The sequence below is a fragment of the Microbulbifer jejuensis genome (assembly GCF_047289955.1).
Classification (GTDB): domain Bacteria; phylum Pseudomonadota; class Gammaproteobacteria; order Pseudomonadales; family Cellvibrionaceae; genus Microbulbifer.
In genome coordinates this window covers 80,667-100,091 of record NZ_JBLBUB010000016.1, presented here as the reverse complement: position 1 = coordinate 100,091, position 19,425 = coordinate 80,667, and the positions used below count along the sequence as shown (strand labels likewise).

The 19,425-nt window shown below is 59.2% G+C and carries 18 protein-coding genes; 4 read left to right on the top strand and 14 right to left on the bottom strand.

All coding sequences use genetic code 11. From position 1 onward, the window contains the following. The first annotated feature begins 421 nt into the window (after positions 1-421). Positions 422-1,276: a carboxylating nicotinate-nucleotide diphosphorylase gene (gene nadC / locus ACL7TT_RS12115; protein WP_299944414.1), complete on the top strand. Its 855-nt coding sequence runs from the start codon at positions 422-424 to the stop codon at positions 1,274-1,276. 54 nt (positions 1,277-1,330) lie between these two features. Here the strand turns inward: nadC and ACL7TT_RS12110 are convergent, their stop codons facing one another. The 10 genes from ACL7TT_RS12110 to ACL7TT_RS12065 all read right to left on the bottom strand — a co-directional run bounded on the left by ACL7TT_RS12110 (position 1,331) and on the right by ACL7TT_RS12065 (position 11,468). After that, positions 1,331-2,068 carry a sulfite exporter TauE/SafE family protein gene (locus tag ACL7TT_RS12110; protein ID WP_413395713.1) on the bottom strand — a complete coding sequence of 246 codons (738 nt, stop codon included), beginning with the start codon at positions 2,066-2,068 and terminating at the stop codon, positions 1,331-1,333. 3 nt (positions 2,069-2,071) lie between these two features. Beyond that, a complete protein-coding gene (gene ccoS / locus ACL7TT_RS12105) occupies positions 2,072-2,251 on the bottom strand; it encodes a cbb3-type cytochrome oxidase assembly protein CcoS (RefSeq protein WP_299944410.1) in 180 nt (59 codons plus the stop codon). Positions 2,252-2,267: 16 nt separating this feature from the next. Next, complete coding sequence (locus tag ACL7TT_RS12100; RefSeq protein ID WP_413395711.1) at positions 2,268-4,715, bottom strand: heavy metal translocating P-type ATPase; 2,448 nt, start codon at positions 4,713-4,715, stop codon at positions 2,268-2,270. Next, a complete protein-coding gene (locus ACL7TT_RS12095; protein ID WP_299944403.1) occupies positions 4,712-5,236 on the bottom strand; it encodes a FixH family protein in 525 nt (174 codons plus the stop codon). Before ACL7TT_RS12095 ends, ACL7TT_RS12100 begins: the two co-directional genes overlap by 4 nt. 84 nt (positions 5,237-5,320) lie before the next feature. Next, positions 5,321-6,739 carry a cytochrome c oxidase accessory protein CcoG gene (gene ccoG / locus ACL7TT_RS12090; RefSeq protein WP_413395708.1) on the bottom strand — a complete coding sequence of 473 codons (1,419 nt, stop codon included), beginning with the start codon at positions 6,737-6,739 and terminating at the stop codon, positions 5,321-5,323. Between the two features lie 120 nt (positions 6,740-6,859). After that, on the bottom strand, positions 6,860-7,768 hold the full coding sequence (gene ccoP, locus ACL7TT_RS12085) for a cytochrome-c oxidase, cbb3-type subunit III (protein WP_413395706.1): 909 nt from the start codon (positions 7,766-7,768) through the stop codon (positions 6,860-6,862). After that, on the bottom strand, positions 7,765-8,001 hold the full coding sequence (locus tag ACL7TT_RS12080; RefSeq protein WP_299944379.1) for a cbb3-type cytochrome oxidase subunit 3: 237 nt from the start codon (positions 7,999-8,001) through the stop codon (positions 7,765-7,767). The genes ccoP and ACL7TT_RS12080 overlap by 4 nt, the downstream gene beginning before the upstream one ends. A gap of 19 nt (positions 8,002-8,020) precedes the next feature. Next, a complete protein-coding gene (gene ccoO / locus ACL7TT_RS12075; RefSeq protein ID WP_299944377.1) occupies positions 8,021-8,638 on the bottom strand; it encodes a cytochrome-c oxidase, cbb3-type subunit II in 618 nt (205 codons plus the stop codon). 11 nt (positions 8,639-8,649) lie between these two features. Further along, the gene (gene ccoN / locus ACL7TT_RS12070) at positions 8,650-10,104 is read right to left on the bottom strand and encodes a cytochrome-c oxidase, cbb3-type subunit I (protein WP_413395703.1); all 1,455 of its coding nucleotides are present in this window, start codon (positions 10,102-10,104) and stop codon (positions 8,650-8,652) included. Positions 10,105-10,247: 143 nt separating this feature from the next. Beyond that, positions 10,248-11,468, bottom strand: coding sequence for an argininosuccinate synthase (locus ACL7TT_RS12065; RefSeq protein ID WP_299944373.1), 1,221 nt, complete (start codon positions 11,466-11,468; stop codon positions 10,248-10,250). Between the two features lie 316 nt (positions 11,469-11,784). On the opposite strand from ACL7TT_RS12065, the gene pyrC reads away from it, so the two are divergent. The 3 genes from pyrC to ACL7TT_RS12050 all read left to right on the top strand — a co-directional run bounded on the left by pyrC (position 11,785) and on the right by ACL7TT_RS12050 (position 13,943). Continuing rightward, positions 11,785-12,816 carry a dihydroorotase gene (pyrC, locus tag ACL7TT_RS12060; protein WP_413395702.1) on the top strand — a complete coding sequence of 344 codons (1,032 nt, stop codon included), beginning with the start codon at positions 11,785-11,787 and terminating at the stop codon, positions 12,814-12,816. 91 nt (positions 12,817-12,907) lie between these two features. After that, positions 12,908-13,579: a ribonuclease T gene (rnt, locus tag ACL7TT_RS12055; RefSeq protein WP_413395700.1), complete on the top strand. Its 672-nt coding sequence runs from the start codon at positions 12,908-12,910 to the stop codon at positions 13,577-13,579. A gap of 169 nt (positions 13,580-13,748) precedes the next feature. Continuing rightward, a complete protein-coding gene (locus ACL7TT_RS12050) occupies positions 13,749-13,943 on the top strand; it encodes a hypothetical protein (RefSeq protein WP_299944367.1) in 195 nt (64 codons plus the stop codon). 118 nt (positions 13,944-14,061) lie between these two features. Here ACL7TT_RS12050 and secF read toward each other — a convergent pair whose 3' ends face one another. From secF to queA, 4 genes are all read right to left on the bottom strand, one after another. Continuing rightward, a complete protein-coding gene (gene secF, locus ACL7TT_RS12045; RefSeq protein ID WP_299944366.1) occupies positions 14,062-15,063 on the bottom strand; it encodes a protein translocase subunit SecF in 1,002 nt (333 codons plus the stop codon). Between the two features lie 10 nt (positions 15,064-15,073). Further along, complete coding sequence (gene secD, locus ACL7TT_RS12040) at positions 15,074-16,939, bottom strand: protein translocase subunit SecD (RefSeq protein WP_299944364.1); 1,866 nt, start codon at positions 16,937-16,939, stop codon at positions 15,074-15,076. 208 nt (positions 16,940-17,147) lie between these two features. Continuing rightward, positions 17,148-18,266 (bottom strand): tRNA guanosine(34) transglycosylase Tgt, encoded by a 1,119-nt coding sequence (gene tgt / locus ACL7TT_RS12035; RefSeq protein ID WP_459564494.1) that lies wholly within the window; start codon positions 18,264-18,266, stop codon positions 17,148-17,150. A gap of 14 nt (positions 18,267-18,280) precedes the next feature. Beyond that, entirely contained in the window at positions 18,281-19,354 is a 1,074-nt protein-coding gene (queA, locus tag ACL7TT_RS12030) for a tRNA preQ1(34) S-adenosylmethionine ribosyltransferase-isomerase QueA (protein WP_413395696.1), read from the bottom strand. Between the last annotated feature and the right edge of the window lie 71 nt (positions 19,355-19,425).

Here is a 19,425-nt window from a genome sequence, read left to right as displayed (position 1 = left end):
TGCTGACACCAAAGCCCTGTCAGCCCGGTGAGTCCCGGGAAAGTACCCAGTCTCGCTATTGCCGAGATCCCGTACCGCTGTCCCAGGGTGTCCGATCTCATAAAATACGTTCGGTATTCTGCGGAAAAACGCAAAAAGCCGCTTGATGCACCTCAGGTTCCAGCGGCATAAACCCGGTGATTTTACCCACTGCCTCAGCGGGCAATCAGGCAATCCGCTTTTCTCGCCCAGTCGATTCTACTCGTGTTAGGGTGTGTTGTTACACAGTTTCACGACATATTTGAGACGCTTGTCACAGCGAATCGTCGACCCAGCTGCTAACTGTGAAGGCGTCCACAGGGGGGTGTGGGCACCTCGCCCTGGACAATCAACTATTCGTTTTTTTGGTAAACTCCCACCGCGTTTAACACGAGGTTCCCCGATGCACCCACGAGACAGTGCCATTCCAAACATCATGCCCGATCTGCAACGGGCTGTGCGAACAGCGCTGGAGGAAGATATCGGCAGCGGCGATATCACCGCGCAGCTGGTCCCCCCGGATCACACCGCGCGCGCGCACGTCACTGCCCGTGAGGGCTGCATCCTGAGCGGGCGCGCCTGGGTGGAGGCAGTGTTTCAGCAGCTCGATGCCGGCCTGAATTTATACTGGCACTTTGCCGACGGTGACCGGATAGCCACCGACACCGTCCTGCTCGAACTGGAGGGCAATGCGCGGGCGATTCTCACCGGGGAGCGGACCGCGTTGAATTTCCTGCAGACCCTTTCCGGCACCGCCACTACCGCCGCGGAGTTTGCCGCGCGGGCCGCCGGAACCGAGGTGAGGATTCTCGACACCCGCAAAACCATTCCCGGCCTGCGCAGTGCGCAAAAGTACGCGGTACTGTGTGGAGGCTGTCACAACCACCGCATCGGACTGTACGATGCCTTCCTGATCAAGGAGAACCATATCGCCGCCGCCGGGGGTATCGATACTGCAGTAGCCCAAGCCAGAATCATCAAGCCCGAGGCCCTGGTAGAGGTTGAAGTGGAGAGTATCGAAGAGCTGCAACAGGCGCTGAAAAGTGGAGCCGATGTCATTATGCTCGACGAGTTTAACGATACAGATACCCGCACCGCCCTGAGGCTGGCGAAAGGCCGGGCCAAAATAGAAATTTCAGGAAGCGTCGACCGGGACCGGATAGAACAGCTGGGGGCACTCGAAGTGGACTATATCTCTTCCGGCAGCCTGACCAAGCACCTGCGCGCCATTGATCTGTCCCTGCGCATTGATCTCTAAAGACCACTTATTGCCAGCGGCTGGCACGGCGCCCAGTCGGCGCTCATACCGTCTTCAGTGGTGGTGGTGGTGGTGCTCTTCCGCCTGCGGGGATTCCATTGCGCCCATAGTGCCATGACCACTGTGATCGCCGTGCCCGCCATGGCCCAGGGCTCCCCAGATTGTCCAGATACCGAATAACAGGATTGCCGCGGCGAACCCCAGGCGAACCCCAGGCCGCTGCACAATGTTGCGCACCTGTACAGCGGCGGCCCCTGTAGCCAGCATGGCCGGCAGAGTGCCCAGGCCAAAGGTGAACATCGCCATGGCCGAGCGCTCGGCACTGCCCTGGGCCAGGGCGAAGGTCAGTGCGCTATACACCAGGCCGCAAGGCAGCCAGCCCCACAGGGCACCCAGCGCAACGGCCTGCCCGGCGGAATGCACTGGCAACAGCTTCGCCGAGAGCGGCTGCACATAACGCCACAAATAACTGCCCCCCCTCTCCAGCCACACCAGGCCGCGCCAAATGCCGGCAACATAAAGCGCCATGGCTATCAGCATAATGCCCGCCGCAAACCGCAGCGGCGTGAGTACCGGAATAATGGCTGCACCCACAGCGCCGACAAGTGCCCCCATCAGGGTGTAACTGCCGAGGCGGCCCAGTTGATAGGACCCCAGCTGTACCCAGGCAGTCTGTCTACCCGGCACGGCCATGCCGAGGGCACCCGAGATACCCCCACACATGCCGATACAATGGCTACTGCCGAGAAAGCCGATGGCGAGCGCAGCCGCCAGGAAACCCCAATCCCCCACTGGTTACTTCTCCCCGTCTGCGCCTGCTGCGGGTTGGTCCCGCGCATCGTCCTCAAACAAAATTCTCCGCCCCTCGGTGTCCAGATCATCGTACTGGCCATTGTTCACCGCCCAGAAAAAAAGCTTGAGCGCCAAGGCAACAAACACCACCGCAATGGGAATCAGGAAGTAGAGACTGCCCACAATGTACTCCTCTCTTTTACTCTGCGAGACCCGGCTCAAGCCCGGGTAGCGGGCTGAGCGCGTTCATGACCGGCACCCTGGCACGGGACAGGCGCAAAGCGTTGAGCACCACCACCAGTGAACTGGCCGACATGCCTATGGCAGCGGCCCAGGGCGGCACCAGACCAGACACCGCCAGGGGCAGCGCCAGGGCGTTGTACCCCAGCGCCCAGGCCAGGTTCTGCCGCACAATCCGGCGGCATTGATGGGCCAGGGCGATGGATTGCGGCAAAACCTGCAGATTGCCCTGTAACAAAATCGCATCGGCGCGGGACTGCGCCAGATCGGCTGCGGACATCATCGCAACCGAAGCGTCGGCGCCAGAGAGTACCGGCACATCGTTCAGGCCATCACCCACCATCAGCACCCGTTCACCCTCACGCTGCAAGCGCTGCATATGGGAGAGTTTGTCTTCCGGCGACGCTCCGGCGCGGAAGTTGGCGATGCCCGCCTGCGCAGCCAAGCGCTGCACTTCGCCGGATTGATCACCACTGAGCAACTCCACGGACAAACCGAGCCTGTGCAGCTGTTGCACCGCCTCCCGGGCTGAAGCGCGCAGCTTATCTCCCAGGGCAATCCAGGCAATGGGACCGCTATTGTCGGCGAGCAGTATCCACTGCCCCCCTCCCGCTGGCGGAACAACGGCTACCCTCGCGGCAAAACCCCCACTGCCCAGGCGGTAAGCCGCCCCTTCAACCAGCCCTTCAAGACCCCGACCCGTATGCACCTTGACCTGGCTGGCAAGCCGATTGCCGCGCCAGGCGCGAAACGCGCGGGCGAGGGGATGCCGGGTCTGGGATTCCAGTGCGGCAGCCACCTCCTTCACCCGCTGTTCATCCCACCCAGTACGCAATAACACAATCTGCAGGATGCGCGGCTCACCGCGGGTCAGGGTACCGGTTTTATCGAACACCACCCGGTTGATACGGGGCAGGGTTTGCAGGAGGTTGCCGCCGGCCACCAACAGCCCCAACTGCTGCAGGCGCAGGGTGGCGGAAGCCAGTGCCGCCGGCGTCGCCAGCGACAGCGCACAGGGGCAGGTCACCACCAGCACCGACAGGGCCACCCAGAAGGCGCGGCTGGGATCCAGTTGCCACCAGAGGGCAAAAGCCCCCAGAGCCGCAAGCAACACGGCCCCCACAAAGACACCGGCGACCCGGTCGGCCAGGGCCACCTGGCTGGGTTTTTCCAGTTGGGCCCGCTCCACCAGGCGCTCAATGGCCGACAATCTTGTGAATTTACCCGCTGCCGTCACCCGCACAATCAGGCTGGAATCGCCGTTCACACTGCCGGCATACACCGGGCTGCCCGCGAATTTCCGCTGCAGGGCCGACTCACCGCTGAGCAGCGATTCATCTACGCCGCTCTCCCCTTCCACAACTTCACCATCCGCGGGCACAGTATCGCCGGGGCGCAACAGAATCCGGTCCCCCTCGGCCAGTGCGGCGATGGATACCGCTACTGTTTCATCTCCGTCATACCTGGCCACCGTGATCGGCAGCAACTGGGCCAGGCCGCCCCTGGCGAGCCCGGCACTGTGACGCGCACGCATTTCCACCGTGCGGCCAAGCAGTAAAAAGAAGGTGAACATGGAAATGGACTCAAAATACACCTCACCGGTACCAGAGACCGTGGCATAAAAGCTGGCCCCATAGGCCAGGCCAATGGCCAGGGAAACCGGCACATCCATCCCCAGGTGGCGTGCGCGCAAACCCCGCAGGGCTGCACTGAAAAACGGCTGTGCGGCATAGAGAACCACTGGCGTCGCTACCAGCAGGGATACCCAACGGAAAAAGCCCTCGAACTCACCCACATCACCCGTGCCGGCGCCAAAGTAGAGGGCGATGGCGAACATCATCACCTGCATGGTGCCGAGACCCGCGACCCCCAGGCGGCACAGGGCGCCGCGGTGCTCGGCCTGAATAACATTTTCGCGGTTGGCAGCAGTGGCGGGAGCCGGGCGATAGCCGATACGCTCAAGTGCGGCAAATAACTGGCTGGGCTTGACCTGCGCGGGATCAAATACGATCTGCGCACGGGAGGTACTGGCATTGACCGAGACTTTTTCAATTCCGGCCAGGTGTGCCAGGTGCTTTTCGATCAGCCACACGCAGGCGGCACAGGTAATACCGCCGACCAGCAGGGCCGCCATTTTGTGCCCGCCGTCCCAGTCGTGCACATACTGCTGCTGCACCTCGGGAAGATCGTAGGCAGCCCAGCGCTCCAGCGACTGGGCCGGTTCCGGGCGCTCACTGGCCCCCTCCCGGTAGCGATAGAATCCGTCCAGGCCGCCGGCAATAATCGCGCTCGCCACCGCCTCGCAACCGGGGCAACACAGATCGCGGGCTTGCCCTTCGATAACTAGTGAGAAGTTGCTGCCAGCGGGCACCGGGAGTCCGCAGTGATAACAGGGCGGGGATGTCATTGACGCGCCGGATTCAGGGGCGCTGCATCGCCCAAGTCAAAGTTAATCTCTCCCTTCAGGCGCCACTTGGCACTCTGGTGCTTTTGTGGGTCGAGCTCAGGCATCAGGCGCAGGTACCAGCGGCTGTTCAGTTCGGTGGGGACAGTGCCCGTATAGCGGCCGACAGATACCCGGGACAATACGATATGCTGATCCAGGTCTTCCTCCGCCGGGTGGCTGAGGGTGAGCAACAACTGCTCCGGGTAGTCTGTGTTGCCATTCAGTTCGACAATAGCCGCTCGTGCCCCACGCTGGAACTGCACCATGGCCGCCAGCCCCAGTGCCTGGGCGCGCTGGTCCTGTTCCGCGGAAAAGTGGTACATGCGGTTTTCTTTGTGGTAGGTGTCGCTGACCGTATCGTCGGCGTGGCGCACGGCGATGGAAACCGTGATGGAGGAGACTACCAGCACCGCAATCAGCGGGGCCAGCACCATCCAGGCCCAGAATTCCCGATACCAGGGTTTTGCCGTTGGTTCTTTCATCGCGTTACCAGAAATCACTGTTTTGTGCAGCTGTGTCGAGCGCGTCGGAACGGGCCTGAGATTGCGGCGGGATTGAAGTCCCGCCTACTGCTTGGGACCAATAAATACCGTTCGATGCCTGTCGAACAGTTCCGGGGCATCGACGGCCTGCACCACGATTTCGATATCGTGTTTGCCGTCCTTCAGCTGCACCTTGGGCACACTCACCCGGATCGGCACCGCAAAGATCTCGCCGGCCTCCAGGACAATCCTGCGCGGTTTGCGCACTGAGTAGTCATATCCAGGCGCGCCCTCCACACGGATAGTGAACTCGTGCGCGGCCTGATCCATGTTGTTGATCTTGACGGTGTACACATTCTGTACCAATCCCTGGGATACCCGGTACATGCGTGCACCGCGATCGCGGATGACCTCCGCTTCAATGGGACTGCGGGTCGCCACCTGCTGCGCGAACAACCCGGTCATTGCCAGCAGGATCACCGCGTAGCCAAACAGACGAGGGCGCAAAAAGTGGGTTTTCCCGCTCTCCAACTCGTCCTCGGAGGTGAAGCGGATCAGGCCGCGGTCATACCCCATCTTGTCCATAACGCTGTTACAGGCGTCAACACATAGACCACAGTTAATGCATTCATACTGCATCCCATCGCGAATATCGATATCCACCGGGCATACCTGCACACACCAGTAGCAGTCGATGCAGTCCCCCATACCCTCAGCTTTGTAATCCACATTTTTCTTGCGCGGCCCGCGGGTTTCGCCACGCTTGGCATCGTAGTAAACCGCCAGGGTATCCTGGTCGTACATGACAGACTGGAAGCGCGCATAGGGGCACATGTACTTGCACACCTGTTCGCGCAGGAAGCCCGCATTCATATAGGTGGCGAAAGTGAAGAAAGCGACCCAGAAGACACTCTGGGGGTGGGCGCTAAATGTGGCGAGATCCACAACCAGATCGCGAATCCCGTAAAAGTAGCCGACAAAAGCCAGGGCTGTAGCCAGGGCAATCAACAGCCAGAGAGCATGGGTTCCGCCCTTGCGCAGCATCTTTTCCAGGTTCCAGGGCGCACTGTCCAGCTTCATGCGCTTGTTGCGGTCGCCCTCACAGATCCGCTCGGCCCACATAAACATCATGGTCCAGACCGTCTGCGGACAGGTAAAGCCACACCAGACGCGTCCCATCCAGGTTGTCACAGCAAACAGGGCGAACGCGGCGATAATCAGCAGCCAGGCGAGCAAGAAACCGTCCTGGGGGCCAAAAGTGGTCCAGAAAATATGAAACTGGCGGGTGGGGAGGTCAAAAAAAACAGACTGGCGGCCGTCGATGTTTATCCAGGGGAGAAAGAAAAAAACCAGTAGCAGCGGCAGGCCCGTGTACTTGCGAATCCGGGTATAAATACCCCGGATATGGCGGATATAGATTTTATCATCCGATTCATAAAGCATGCGGTAGCGGACTTCGCCATTACCTTCCTGCTCTTCACGGGTGGGAATCAAGTCACTCACAAAAACCTCACTCTCACACGGGCACAGTCAGGCGCCATCAATGAGGCTGTTCGCTGTCCCTGTAGCGCCCGGAGTGCTATAAAACAGGGCCCGGCACAGTCCGGAGCCCTGGCCTTATAGTTACTGCTGCTCTTCGTCCTGACGAGACAGGCTGTAGACATAGGCCGCCACCAGACGGATTTTGTCATCGCGCAGTTTGTCTTTCTGCGCAGGCATCTGGTTGCTGCGGCCACCGCGGATGGTGTGCTGGATCTGCTCACGGCTGCTGCCGTAAAGCCAGATATCATCGGTGAGATTCGGCGCACCCAGGATCTGGTTGCCCTTGGCGTCCAAACCGTGGCAGGCCATACAGACGGTATTGAACACCTTCTGGCCCTGGGCAGCCATGGCGGCATCGTGCTCGAGACCGTTCAGGGAAAGCACATATTCGGCGGTGTTTTTCACACCCGCTTCACCAATCACCGGCCCCTGCGGCGGCATCACGCCCTGGCGACCATTGTACAGGGTTTCCAGTATCTTTTCCGGCGTGCCCCCATAGAGCCAGGCATTGTCGGTCAGATCCGGAAAGCCGAAATTACCACCGCCATCCGCGCCATGGCACACGGCACAGTTGTTGGCGAAGATACGGGAACCCATCTTGAGGGCCTCACGACTCTGGGCAATATCCTCAATCGGCATGTCCCGATATTTGCCAAACGTCTCATCAAACTGCACCTGGGCCTTGGCCTCGGAAGTCTCCAGGGCACCTACGGACGTCCAGTCGGCCAAGCCCTTGAAATTGCCCATACCCGGGTAGATCACCAGGTAGGCGGCGGAAAACACCAGCGTGGCGATAAACAGCATGAACCACCACTTGGGCAACGGGTTGTCGTACTCCTCAATGCCGTCGTACACGTGACCCGTGGTCTTGTTTTCCGGTAGTGTCTGGTCGTCAACCGCCACTTTTCGGTTGGCGAACAATACCCAGATAATCAGTGCCAGATTGGCGAGGGTGAGTACAATTACCCACAAACTCCAGAATGTACTCATTGCTTGTCCTGCCCCTGTTTTCGTTCGTTCCCGGCCCCTTGTCCGGGCTTGGGTTCACCCTTCTGAGCGGTCGACGCATCCTTGTCGGCCTGTTGCGCCTCATCGGCAAAGGGCAACTTGGCGTCTTCCTCGAAGCGCTTTTTGCGTTTCGGTGAGAAAGCCCACCAGCAGATTGCCAGAAAAGCCACCGATCCCAGCACCAGACCGATTTCGCGCAAAGTTTCTATGGTCATGAGTTTCCGTCCCCCGCAATTAACGTTTCTGGGTTACCAGGGTGCCCAACTGCTGCAAGTAGGCTACCAGGGCATCGATCTCTTTCACCTTGCCACCGGCGAACGGCTTGGACGCATTGGCGATATCCTCATCGGTATAGGGCACACCAACCAGGCGCAGGGCCTCCATCTTGCGCGCGGCATACTCGCCGGTCACCACATTGTCGAACAGCCAGGGATAGGCCGGCATAATGGATTCAGGCACCACACTGCGCGGGTTGTACAGGTGCGCGCGCTGCCATTCGTCGGAGTAGCGGCCACCCACCCGGGCCAGATCCGGCCCCGTGCGCTTGGAGCCCCACAGGAAGGGGTGCTCGTACACGGATTCCTGGGCCATGGAGTAGTGGCCATAGCGCTCCACCTCGGCGCGCAGCGGGCGCACCATCTGGGTGTGGCACACGTGGCAGCCTTCGCGGATATAGATATCGCGACCCTCCAGCTCCAGCGCACTGAGCGGCTTCATACCCGGCAAGGGCGTGTAGTTATTCTTGGTATAGAACTGCGGAATAATCTCCACCAAACCGCCAAAACTGATGGCGACAATGATGAACAGGATCATCCAGCCGATGTTTTTCTCCACAATGTCATGATTCTTCACGAGCTGACCTCCTATGCCACCGGCACTGCATGAACGGTATTATCAGAGCGGGCATCGTTTACCTTCTCCGTGATCGTGCGGTAGACGTTGTAGGCCATCAGCAGCATACCCAGCAGGAACATGGCACCGCCGATCAGACGCACGATATAACCGGGGTGGCTGGCAACCACACTTTCAACAAAGCTGTAGGTCAAAGTGCCATCGACATTGAAGGCGCGCCACATTAGCCCTTGGGTAATACCGTTGACCCACATCGCCGCGATGTAGAGCACCGTGCCCACTGTGGCCAGCCAAAAGTGCGCGTTGATCAGTTTCACACTGAACATTTCCCTGCGCTTCCACAGCACTGGCACCAGGTGGTACAGGGCACCAATGGAAATCATGGCTACCCAGCCCAAGGCACCGGAATGCACGTGGCCAATGGTCCAGTCGGTGTTGTGGGACAGGGCGTTGACGGTCTTGATCGACATCATCGGGCCCTCAAAGGTGGACATGCCGTAGAAGGACAGAGAGACCACCAGAAAGCGCAGGGTAGGATCGGTGCGCAGTTTGTACCAGGCACCGGAGAGGGTCATGATGCCGTTGATCATACCGCCCCAGGAGGGTGCCAGCAGGATCAGGGACATCACCATGCCCAGGCTCTGGGCCCAATCGGGCAGTGCAGAGTAATGCAAGTGATGGCCACCCGCCCATACGTACAGGGAGATCAACGCCCAGAAATGTATGATAGACAGCTGGTAGGAGTAAATCGGCCGGCCCGCCTGTTTGGGCACGAAGTAGTACATAAGTCCGAGGAAGGCAGCCGTCAGGAAGAAGCCAACCGCATTGTGGCCGTACCACCACTGGATCATTGCGTCCTTGGTGCCCGAATAGATAGAGTAGGACTTGAAGGGCGCGACCGGAATCTCCAGGTTATTGACCACATAGAGCACGGCAACCGTGACCACGTAGGCACCGAAAAACCAGTTCGCCACGTAGATATGGGAGGTCCTGCGCCTCATGATGGTCCCGAAGAACACCAGCGCGTAAGCAATCCAGACCAGGGTGACCAGGATATCGATGGGCCATTCCAGTTCGGCGTACTCTTTGGTGGTGGTAAGGCCCATGGGCAGGGTGATCGCCGCTGCCACAATCACGACCTGCCACCCCCAGAAAGTGAAGGGTATCAGCCAGCCACCCCACAGGCGCACCTGGCAGGTGCGCTGCACCACGTAATAGGAAGTGGCAAACAGAACACTACCGCCAAAGGCAAAAATCACCGCATTGGTGTGCAGTGGCCGCAAACGTCCGAAGTGGGAAAACGGCTGCCAGAGATCGTTGAGTTGGGGCCAGGCCAGTTGAGCCGCGATCAATACGCCCATGCCCATACCAAAAATGCCCCAGACCACAGACATAATGGTGAACTGGCGCACGATATCGTAGTCATAGTCCGGCACCGGGCCGGTCTTTGCCACCGTTGTCGTCATGTTTGTACTTCCGTTGCTTTTAAAATTCGATTCCAGTGTCTGGGGCGGACCCACAGAGGGTCTGTCCCAGTGATACCTTGGCTAAAGCCGCCACAACTGGCCGGATGGCGATTTAAGCGCAGCCACCGCCAGCCACAACTGATCTAAATCAATTTTCTTCCCTTACCGGCGGCAATACGCAGGCGCAGGGCGTTCAACTTGATAAAGCCTCCGGCGTCCCTCTGGTCGTAGGCCCCGGCATCGTCTTCAAAGGTGGCGATGCGCTCATCGAAGAGGCTGTCCTCAGAGCGGCGCCCAACCGCACTCACACTGCCCTTGAAGAGTTTGAGGCGCACTTCCCCGTTGACTGCCAGTTGGGATTCATCAATCGCCGCCTGCAGCATGCGGCGCTCCGGCGACCACCAGTAGCCGTTGTAGATCAGTTCAGCGTAGCGCGGCATCAGGGAATCTTTCATATGGGCCACTTCGCGATCCAGGGTAATGGACTCAATCGCCCGGTGTGCCTTGAGCAAGATAGTGCCACCGGGAGTTTCGTAACAGCCGCGGGACTTCATACCGACGTAGCGGTTCTCCACAATATCCAAGCGTCCGATGCCGTTGTCACCACCGAGCCTGTTCAGGGTTTCCAGCAGTAACGCCGGGCTCATGGGTTCACCGTCAAGCGCTACCGGATCACCCCGCTCGAAAGTGATGGTGATATAGGTGGCCTGTTCCGGTGCCGCTTCCGGGCTCACGCTCCAGCGCCACATGTCCTCCTCGGCCTCCGCCCAGGGGTCTTCCAGAATGCCGCCTTCGTAAGAAATATGCAGCAGGTTGGCATCCATGGAGTAAGGGGATTTTTTCTTACTGGAGGAGAAGTCCACGGGAATTTTGTGCTGCTCACAGTACAGCATCAGTTTCTCCCGGGAATTCAAATCCCACTCGCGCCAGGGGGCGATTACCTGGATACCCGGTCTGAGTCCATAGGCGCCCAACTCAAACCGCACCTGATCGTTGCCCTTGCCGGTGGCGCCATGGGCAATGGCATCGGCGCCGGTCTCGTTGGCAATTTCAATCAAGCGTTTGGCGATCAGTGGGCGCGCGATGGAGGTGCCCAGCAGATATTCGCCCTCGTAAATGGCATTGGCGCGGAACATCGGGAAAACAAAGTCCCGCACATACTCCTCGCGCAGGTCGTCGATGTAAATTTCCCTAACGCCCAATGCCTCAGCCTTGGCACGCGCGGGCGCCACTTCTTCGCCCTGACCGATATCGGCGGTGAAAGTCACCACTTCACAGGCATAGGTTTCCTGCAGCCAGCGCACAATCACCGACGTATCCAGCCCGCCGGAATATGCCAGTACCACCTTGTCGATTTTGCTCATTGCTATCCTCTGCTGGCCGAAAGTTGCCGTCACGGCAAAAGCACACCGACACCCATCGCCTCTGCGCGAATGGGTGTCAGTCTGGGGGATTATTCTTGGAGATATGCCCAGGATCGGTGTAGATGGGCATACGAATACCCATACTGATTATCGGGGCGCGATTGTAGCGCCTCTGCCTGCAATCGACTAGCGCTATGGCGCCAGTCGACACAATTGGTCAATTTTCAATCTTTTTGCGCATCGCAATTTTGTGCCACATCGGGTAGCATGCGCGCCGCACAACAACTCACTACAGCGAGACGCAACGCGGAGAACCATGGCGGAGCAAATCACCCTTCGCGCCCCCGATGACTGGCATATTCACCTGCGCGATGGCAAGGCCCTCGAGCGCACCGTAGGCGATGCCGCCCGGCAATTCGGCCGCGCCATTGTGATGCCGAACCTGGTGCCGCCGGTAACCGATGCCAAGAGTGCTCTGGCCTACCGTGAGCGTATCTGCGCTCAAATTCCCAGCGACTGTGCCTTTGAGCCCTTGATGGTGCTTTATCTGACCGATAAAACGGATGCCGAGGTGATCCGCCAGGCCCGGGCCGCAGGTATGATCGCGGCCAAACTATACCCGGCTGGTGCCACCACCAACTCCGACTCGGGCGTGACGGATATCGCCAATATCTATCCCGCACTGGAAGAAATGCAGTCCTGCGGCATGAAACTGCTATTGCACGGGGAAGTCACCACCAGCGGTATCGATATTTTTGACCGCGAGCAGGTGTTTATCCAAAAAACCCTGTCGCGACTTGTAGGGGATTTTCCCACCCTGAAGATGGTGCTCGAGCACATCACCACTGCCGACGCGGCAGAGTTTGTGCAACGGGCCCGAACAGGCGTTGCGGCAACCATTACCGCACACCACCTGCTATACAACCGCAACCATCTGCTGGCAGGTGGCATTCGCCCGCACTTCTACTGCCTGCCGATTTTAAAACGCGGCACCCACCAGTCCGCGCTGATCGAAGCGGCCACCAGTGGCAGCCCGAAGTTTTTCCTCGGCACCGACTCGGCCCCCCACGCACGCGCGCAAAAGGAAGCCAGCTGCGGCTGCGCGGGCTGCTACACCGCCTACGCCGCCATCGAGCTATATGCGGAGGCCTTTGAACGCGCGGGCAAACTGGACAAACTCGAAGGCTTCGCCAGTGAATTCGGTCCCGATTTTTACGGCCTGCCACGCAACGGGGGCACCATTACCCTGGCAAAACGCCCCTGGACCTTGCCGCACAGCCTGGATATGGGTAGTGAAACCCTGACGCCCCTGGCAGCCGGTGAAATCCTGCACTGGCAGCGCGTATAATTTTGGAACCACAGACCCAAGCGGCCTTCGCCCGCAGAAAAAAATCCCGCGGCAACCGGCCCTGCACCATCGAGATTGACAAGGATTCACAGTGACCCCAGCGGAACAATCGATAGGACCCAAGAGCCCCCTTGCGCAGCGATTTCGCGGTTTTCTGCCGGTGGTGATAGACCTGGAAACCGGCGGTTTCAATGCCCGCACCGATGCCCTGCTGGAGGTTTCTGCGGTCCTTCTGGATATGGACGAGGAAGGCAGGCTCTCCCCGCTGGAATCCCACAGCTTCCATCTGGAGCCTTTTGCCGGCGCCAATGTGGAGCAGTCTGCCCTGGATTTTATTGGCATTGACCTCGAATCCCCAGAGCGGGCAGCCTTGCCGGAGGAGATCGCCCTGCCAGAGCTGTTTCGCAAAGTCCGCAGCGCGGTAAAAAAACACAGCTGCACCCGCGCCATCATGGTTGCCCACAACGCCCACTTCGACCTCGGCTTTGTCAATGCGGCGGTGGAGCGCTGCGCGATCAAGCGCAATCCCTTCCACCCCTTCTCCTGCTTCGACACCGCCAGTCTCGCCGGGCTTGCCTATGGCCAGACCGTACTGGCCAAAGCCTGCCAGGTTGCCGGTATTACATTCGATAACACCTGCGCCCACTCCGCCGAGTACGACGCAGAGAAGACCGCTACTCTGTTCTGCGCGATTGTGAACAAATGGCGGGCGCTGGGCGGTTGGCCTCTGGCCGCCGAACCCATTGAACCGGAGACAGAATAATCCAACCGCGGGTGTGACCAGCCCGACACTGCAAGATTCCCTTTCACAACCGAATACCGCCGGTGCTCACTGCAAAATCTGCCTTATGTGCACACCTTAGGCAGTTGGGTGATTTTTTGTGCAAACTTCTGTATGATATCCCGCTTGACTATTAAACCGGACAGGTATCGTGGCCAAAAAAGCATCACCCTCTTCAAGGCGCAAACAATCCACCCCGCTCGAGACCAGCGAGAGCATTGAAGCCCAGGTGCAAGCCTTCCTTGCCAAAGGCGGTGAGATTGAGCAGGTGCCCAAGGGGGTTAGCGGCCAGACGAATACTGCTGGACCAAAGCACATCACGTTGGGCAAAAAACCGCGCAGCTAACCGCGACCACCAATCCAGTCCACTCCGACCCAAACACAAACGGCTCCGGGTACCCCAACGCTAAACACTGTTGGGTACCCGGAGCCGCGTCGCTGAACGCTTTTGTATTCCCTTACTATCAGGGTATCTCTTCCAGTTCCGCCCCTTCTTTTACCGGCGGCATCAGGTCTTCCTTGGAGATCTTCAAGCCCATCAGCACATTTGCGGCCACATACACAGAGGAATAGGTACCCACGATAACGCCAACGATCAGAGCCAGGGAGAAATTGTGGATCAGCTCCCCGCCAAAGAACTGCAGTGCCCAGAGCACCAGCAGGGTGGTGAATGAGGTCATAAAGGTACGACCCAGGGTCTGGCTGATGGAGATATTGATAATCTCCTCGGACTCCGCCTTGCGCACCTTGCGAAAATTCTCGCGAATGCGGTCAGACACCACGATGGTATCGTTCAGGGAGTAACCGATCACTGCCAGCACTGCCGCCAGAACGGTTAAATCGAAGTCCAGCCCCAACAGCGCAAAGAAGCCCAGCACAACGATGACATCGTGACCGAGTGCCGCAACCGCGCCGACAGAGAATTTGTACTGGAAGCGCAGGGCCACATACATCATGACCAAAGCCAGTGCCACCAGCATGCCGAGGCCGCCGTCATCGCGCAGCTCAGCGCCCACCTGCGGCCCCACAACCTCCACCCGACGCAGGGTCACGCTGCCATCGCTCGCGGCCTGCAGCACCGCCACCACCTTGTCGCCGATCGGCGTAACCTTCTCCTGCTCGGTGGCGCTGGTTTGAGTCTCCTCTTCGGTCACCTCCGGCGGCAGCTTGATCAACAGCTCGTTCTCGGAGCCATAGTTGACCACTGTTGCACCCTCAAAGCCTGCATCTTCCAACTGGGAGCGCACATCGTTGATAAAGGGGGTGACTTCATAGCCCACTTCAACCTGGGTGCCCCCGGTGAAGTCCAGGCCAAACTTCAGGCCCTTGGCAGCCAACACACCAATGGACGCCAACAGCAGGGCGATGGAAATTACTGCAGCCACCTTGCGCCAGCGCATAAAATCGTACACGCGCTTGCCCATATACTCGGTGATCTTGCCGTTTTCCACTTTGGTCTCACTCATGGCCAGCCCCTTAAATCCAGAGTTTGCGTACACGGCGACCGCCGTAGAACAGGTTGATAATGGCCCGCGTGCCCATAATGGCACTGAACATGGAGGTGAGAATACCGATAGACAGAGTTACTGCGAAGCCCTGTACCGGGCCGGAGCCAATTGCATAGAGGATCAACGCCACAATCAGCGTGGTGATATTGGCATCAACAATGGTGCTGTAGGCGTTGTCAAAACCGGCCGTAATCGCCGATTGCGGTGGCATGCCATTTCTGAGCTCCTCCCGTATTCGCGAGAAGATCAGCACGTTGGCATCCACCGCCATACCCACGGTGAGTACGATACCGGCAATTCCCGGCAGTGTCAGGGTGGCGCCGAGAATCGACATCACCGCCACCAGCAGAACCATGTTGACCGACAGGGCGATAGTGGCCGCCAGACCAAACACCCGATAGGAAATCAACATGCAGATAATCACCGCCAACAGGCCGATCTGTACCGACTGCACGCCGACCTTGATATTGTCGGCCCCCAACGACGGCCCGATTACACGCTCTTCCACAAAATACATCGGTGCGGCCAGGGCACCGGCGCGCAACAGCAGGGCCAGTTCCTGGGCTTCCAACGGACTGTCCAGGCCGGTAATGCGAAACTGCTTGCCCAGAGCACTCTGCACCGTGGCCAGGCTGATAATCTTCTTGTCTACGGTCTTGATCTGCTCGGTGACCGCATTGCCCTGTGCATCATCCCTGGTTTGCGGGGTAAAGCGGGTCTCGATAAACAGGGTGCCCATACGGCGGCCCACATTCTTCCAGGTGGCGCGGTGCATCAGTTCGCCGCCGCGGGAATCCAGAGTGATATTCACCTGGGGGAAGCCGCTCTCGTCGTAACCCACGCGGGCATTGGTGACACTGTCGCCTTTGATAATGATCTTGCGCTCAAGCCAGGCGCCACCATACATTTGACGCTGCTGCTCGCTGCGGTACTCAAAGTACTCTTTATTGGTCACCAGTTCGTCGGGGCGGGCCTCCATACGGTATTCCAGGTTGGCCGTCTTGCCGATAATACGCTTGGCCTCGGCGGTATCCTGCACACCGGGCAACTCCACCACAATGCGGTTGCGCCCCTGGCGCTGGACGATGGGCTCGGCTACCCCCAGCTCGTTTACCCGGTTGCGCAGCGTGGTGAGGTTCTGGGTAACCGCGTAGTCTTCCAACTGTTTGATTTCCTGCTCAGATAAAACGGCGCGAATTTCCAGGTTCTCACCGCTGCCGGATTCGCGCAGTTGGAATTGCGGGAAATCCCTGCGCAGGGTGGAAAGCGCCAGGCTGCGCAACTCTTCACTGCGGAAACGCGCCACAATCTCGCGATCGTTAATCAGGTCGACGCTGCGGTAACGGGCTTTGGCCGCACGCAGCTTGGTCTTTACCTCTTGGACATCACTTTCCATATTGGTTTTGACGATGGTATTGGTGTCCACCTCCATGAGGAAGTGCACACCACCGGCCAGGTCCAGGCCCAGTTTCATCGGGCCGGCGCCTATTCCGCTCAACCACTCGGGCGTGGTTGAGGCCAAATTTAGAGCGACCACGTAATCGCTACCCAGCGCCTCCTGAATCGCCCGTTTGGCCGGCAGCTGCGCCTCCATGGAATTCAGTCGAACCAGAACCGCCCTATCGCCCACTTCAGCGCCGAAATATTCGATGCCCGCCGTGTCCAGGGCCTTTTCCACCTGTTCCAGAACCTCCGGGCCGATGGTCATGGCACTGGACTGCCCGGATATCTGTACCGCCGGGTCCGGCTTGTAGAGATTGGGCGCGGCGTAGACCAGGCCAAAGGCCACAACCGCAAAAATCAGAAAGTACTTCCAGATCGGGTAGCGATTCATACTGCTCTCATTGTTCTAGTGTGACCTTTGGGGCCGGTAAATCTTGGCAATTTGCCTGGATATGTGGGCGCGGTGACCGGATTGCAAGGTACACGCCCCCTACGATACAAGTGGGGACTGATTATACGGGGATCGGGTGATCGGACAAATCACACAGGCACACATGCGCGGCCAACAGCGCTGCAAACAGGATAGAAGTGCCGCGCCCTCAGGCCTGCAGCGGCGGAACCTCGCGATCCAGGCGACGATAAAACTCCGCGACAAAAGCCTGCAAAGTATTGGCGGCGATGGCGTCGCGCAGCCTCTGCATCAGGCGCTGGTAGTGGCGCAGGTTGTGTATGGTGTTGAGCTGCGCCCCCAGCATCTCACCACAGCGGTCCAGGTGGTGTAAATAGGCGCGGGAGAAGTGCGCACAGGTGTAGCAGTCGCATTCCCCTTCCACCGGCGCGCTGTCGTAGCGGTGTTTGGCATTGCGGATTTTCACCACGCCATCTGCCGTAAACAGATGGCCATTGCGCGCGTTGCGGGTAGGCATCACGCAGTCGAACATGTCGACACCGCGGCGCACCGCCTCGACAATATCCTCCGGCTTGCCCACTCCCATCAGATAGCGGGGCCTGTCTGCCGGCATGTTGTGCACCAGGTGATCCAGCACCTTGATCATCTCCGCTTTCGGCTCACCCACCGACAAACCGCCGATGGCATAGCCATCGAAACCGATCCCGGTGAGTCCCCGCAGGGAGGCGTCGCGCAGCTCCGGGTACATCCCCCCCTGCACAATGCCAAACAGGGCCGCAGGGTTTTCGCCGTGGGCCTGCCTGGAGCGCTCCGCCCAGCGCAGGGACAGCTCCATAGATGTGCGCGCCTGCTCGGGGCTGGCCGGATACGGCGTACACTCGTCGAAAATCATCACGATATCAGAGCCCAGGTCCCGCTGTACCCGCATAGACTCCTCAGGAGTGAGAAAAACCGGGCTCCCATCAATGGGGGAACGAAAGGATACCCCCTCTTCGGAAATTTTACGCAACTTACCCAGACTGAATACCTGGAAGCCGCCGGAGTCTGTGAGGATGGGGCCCGGCCACTGGATAAAATCATGCAGACCGCCCTGGGTCTTCACCACTTCGGTACCCGGGCGCAGCATCAGGTGAAAGGTGTTGCCCAAAATAATCTGCGCACCGATTGCCTTGATATCCCGCGGCAACATGCCTTTTACCGTACCGTAGGTACCCACCGGCATAAACGCCGGTGTCTCCACCACCCCGCGGGGAAAACGCAGGCGGCCGCGCCGGGCCTTGCCATCGGCGGTATCCCGCTCAAACTGCATGAAACATTCCCGGCTCACTGGGTATCTCCTGTTACAGGCGCCACGGTTTCGCCACTGGCATTGGGATTGCGAGAGATAAACATGGCATCGCCGTAGCTAAAGAAACGGTAGCCTTCGGCTACCGCCGCGCGGTAGGCGGCCATGGTATGGCTGTAGCCGGCAAAGGCGCACACCAGCATCAACAGGGTGGATTCCGGCAGATGGAAATTCGTGACCAGTTTATCCACCACACGAAACGCGTAACCCGGATAGATAAAGATATCGGTCTCTCCCACCATGGCGGTCAGTTCACCACTGCGCGCAGCACTTTCCAGGGCCCGCACACTGGTGGTACCAACGGCGATCACACTGCCATCGCGCGCGCGGCAGCGGGCCACGGCCTCCACCACGCTGTCTGGCACATGCAGTACTTCGCTGTGCATCTGGTGTTCGTGGATATTGTCCACACGCACCGGCTGGAAGGTGCCCGCCCCAACATGCAGGGTGACGAAGGCAACCTCCACCCCCTTGTCGCGCAGGGCTCCGATCAGGGCATCATCAAAGTGCAGTCCTGCTGTGGGTGCGGCAACCGCGCCGGCATGGCGGCTGTATACGGTTTGGTAACGCTCGCGATCACGGGCATCGTCTTCGCGGTCGATATAGGGCGGCAGCGGCATATGCCCAAGGCGCTCAAGTACCCCCAACACCCCCTCTTCTGCGGGGAAATCCAACTCAAATAGCGCACCACAACGCCCGGTGACCGCAACGCGGGTACCGTCTTCCAGCAGAATACCGGTGCCCGGTCTGGGGGACTTGCTGGCGCGTATATGGGCCCGGGCTTCCGCCCGGTTTAGCACCCGTTCAACCAGGATTTCCAACTTACCGCCGGTCTCCTTGTGTCCAAACAGGCGTGCCGGGATCACCCGGGTATCGTTAAAGACCACCAGGTCACCGGCATCCACCTGCTGGAGAATGTCCGGGAAGTGGCGATGGACAATCGTCCCGTCAGGGCCATCAAGGCAAAGCAGGCGACTTCCACGGCGCGCCTGGGTCGGCGCTCGGGCAATCAGCCTATCGGGCAGGTAAAAATTGAAATCCTGACGCTGCATGGAATCCTGAAAAAATAGTATCTGTGAAGTGGTCGCGAAGGTTATAGGAAATTTTAGGTGCTGTTAACTGG

Excerpts from the sequence above, each read along its gene's own strand:
- nadC (WP_299944414.1), top strand. The coding sequence starts at position 422 with ATGCACCCACGAGACAGTGCCATTCCAAACATCATGCCCGATCTGCAA.
- ACL7TT_RS12100 (WP_413395711.1), bottom strand. The coding sequence starts at position 4,715 with ATGACATCCCCGCCCTGTTATCACTGCGGACTCCCGGTGCCCGCTGGC.
- ACL7TT_RS12095 (WP_299944403.1), bottom strand. The coding sequence starts at position 5,236 with ATGAAAGAACCAACGGCAAAACCCTGGTATCGGGAATTCTGGGCCTGG.
- ccoP (WP_413395706.1), bottom strand. The coding sequence starts at position 7,768 with ATGAGTACATTCTGGAGTTTGTGGGTAATTGTACTCACCCTCGCCAAT.
- ACL7TT_RS12080 (WP_299944379.1), bottom strand. The coding sequence starts at position 8,001 with ATGACCATAGAAACTTTGCGCGAAATCGGTCTGGTGCTGGGATCGGTG.
- ccoN (WP_413395703.1), bottom strand. The coding sequence starts at position 10,104 with ATGACGACAACGGTGGCAAAGACCGGCCCGGTGCCGGACTATGACTAC.
- ACL7TT_RS12065 (WP_299944373.1), bottom strand. The coding sequence starts at position 11,468 with ATGAGCAAAATCGACAAGGTGGTACTGGCATATTCCGGCGGGCTGGAT.
- pyrC (WP_413395702.1), top strand. The coding sequence starts at position 11,785 with ATGGCGGAGCAAATCACCCTTCGCGCCCCCGATGACTGGCATATTCAC.
- secF (WP_299944366.1), bottom strand. The coding sequence starts at position 15,063 with ATGAGTGAGACCAAAGTGGAAAACGGCAAGATCACCGAGTATATGGGC.
- secD (WP_299944364.1), bottom strand. The coding sequence starts at position 16,939 with ATGAATCGCTACCCGATCTGGAAGTACTTTCTGATTTTTGCGGTTGTG.
- tgt (WP_459564494.1), bottom strand. The coding sequence starts at position 18,266 with ATGCAGTTTGAGCGGGATACCGCCGATGGCAAGGCCCGGCGCGGCCGC.
- queA (WP_413395696.1), bottom strand. The coding sequence starts at position 19,354 with ATGCAGCGTCAGGATTTCAATTTTTACCTGCCCGATAGGCTGATTGCC.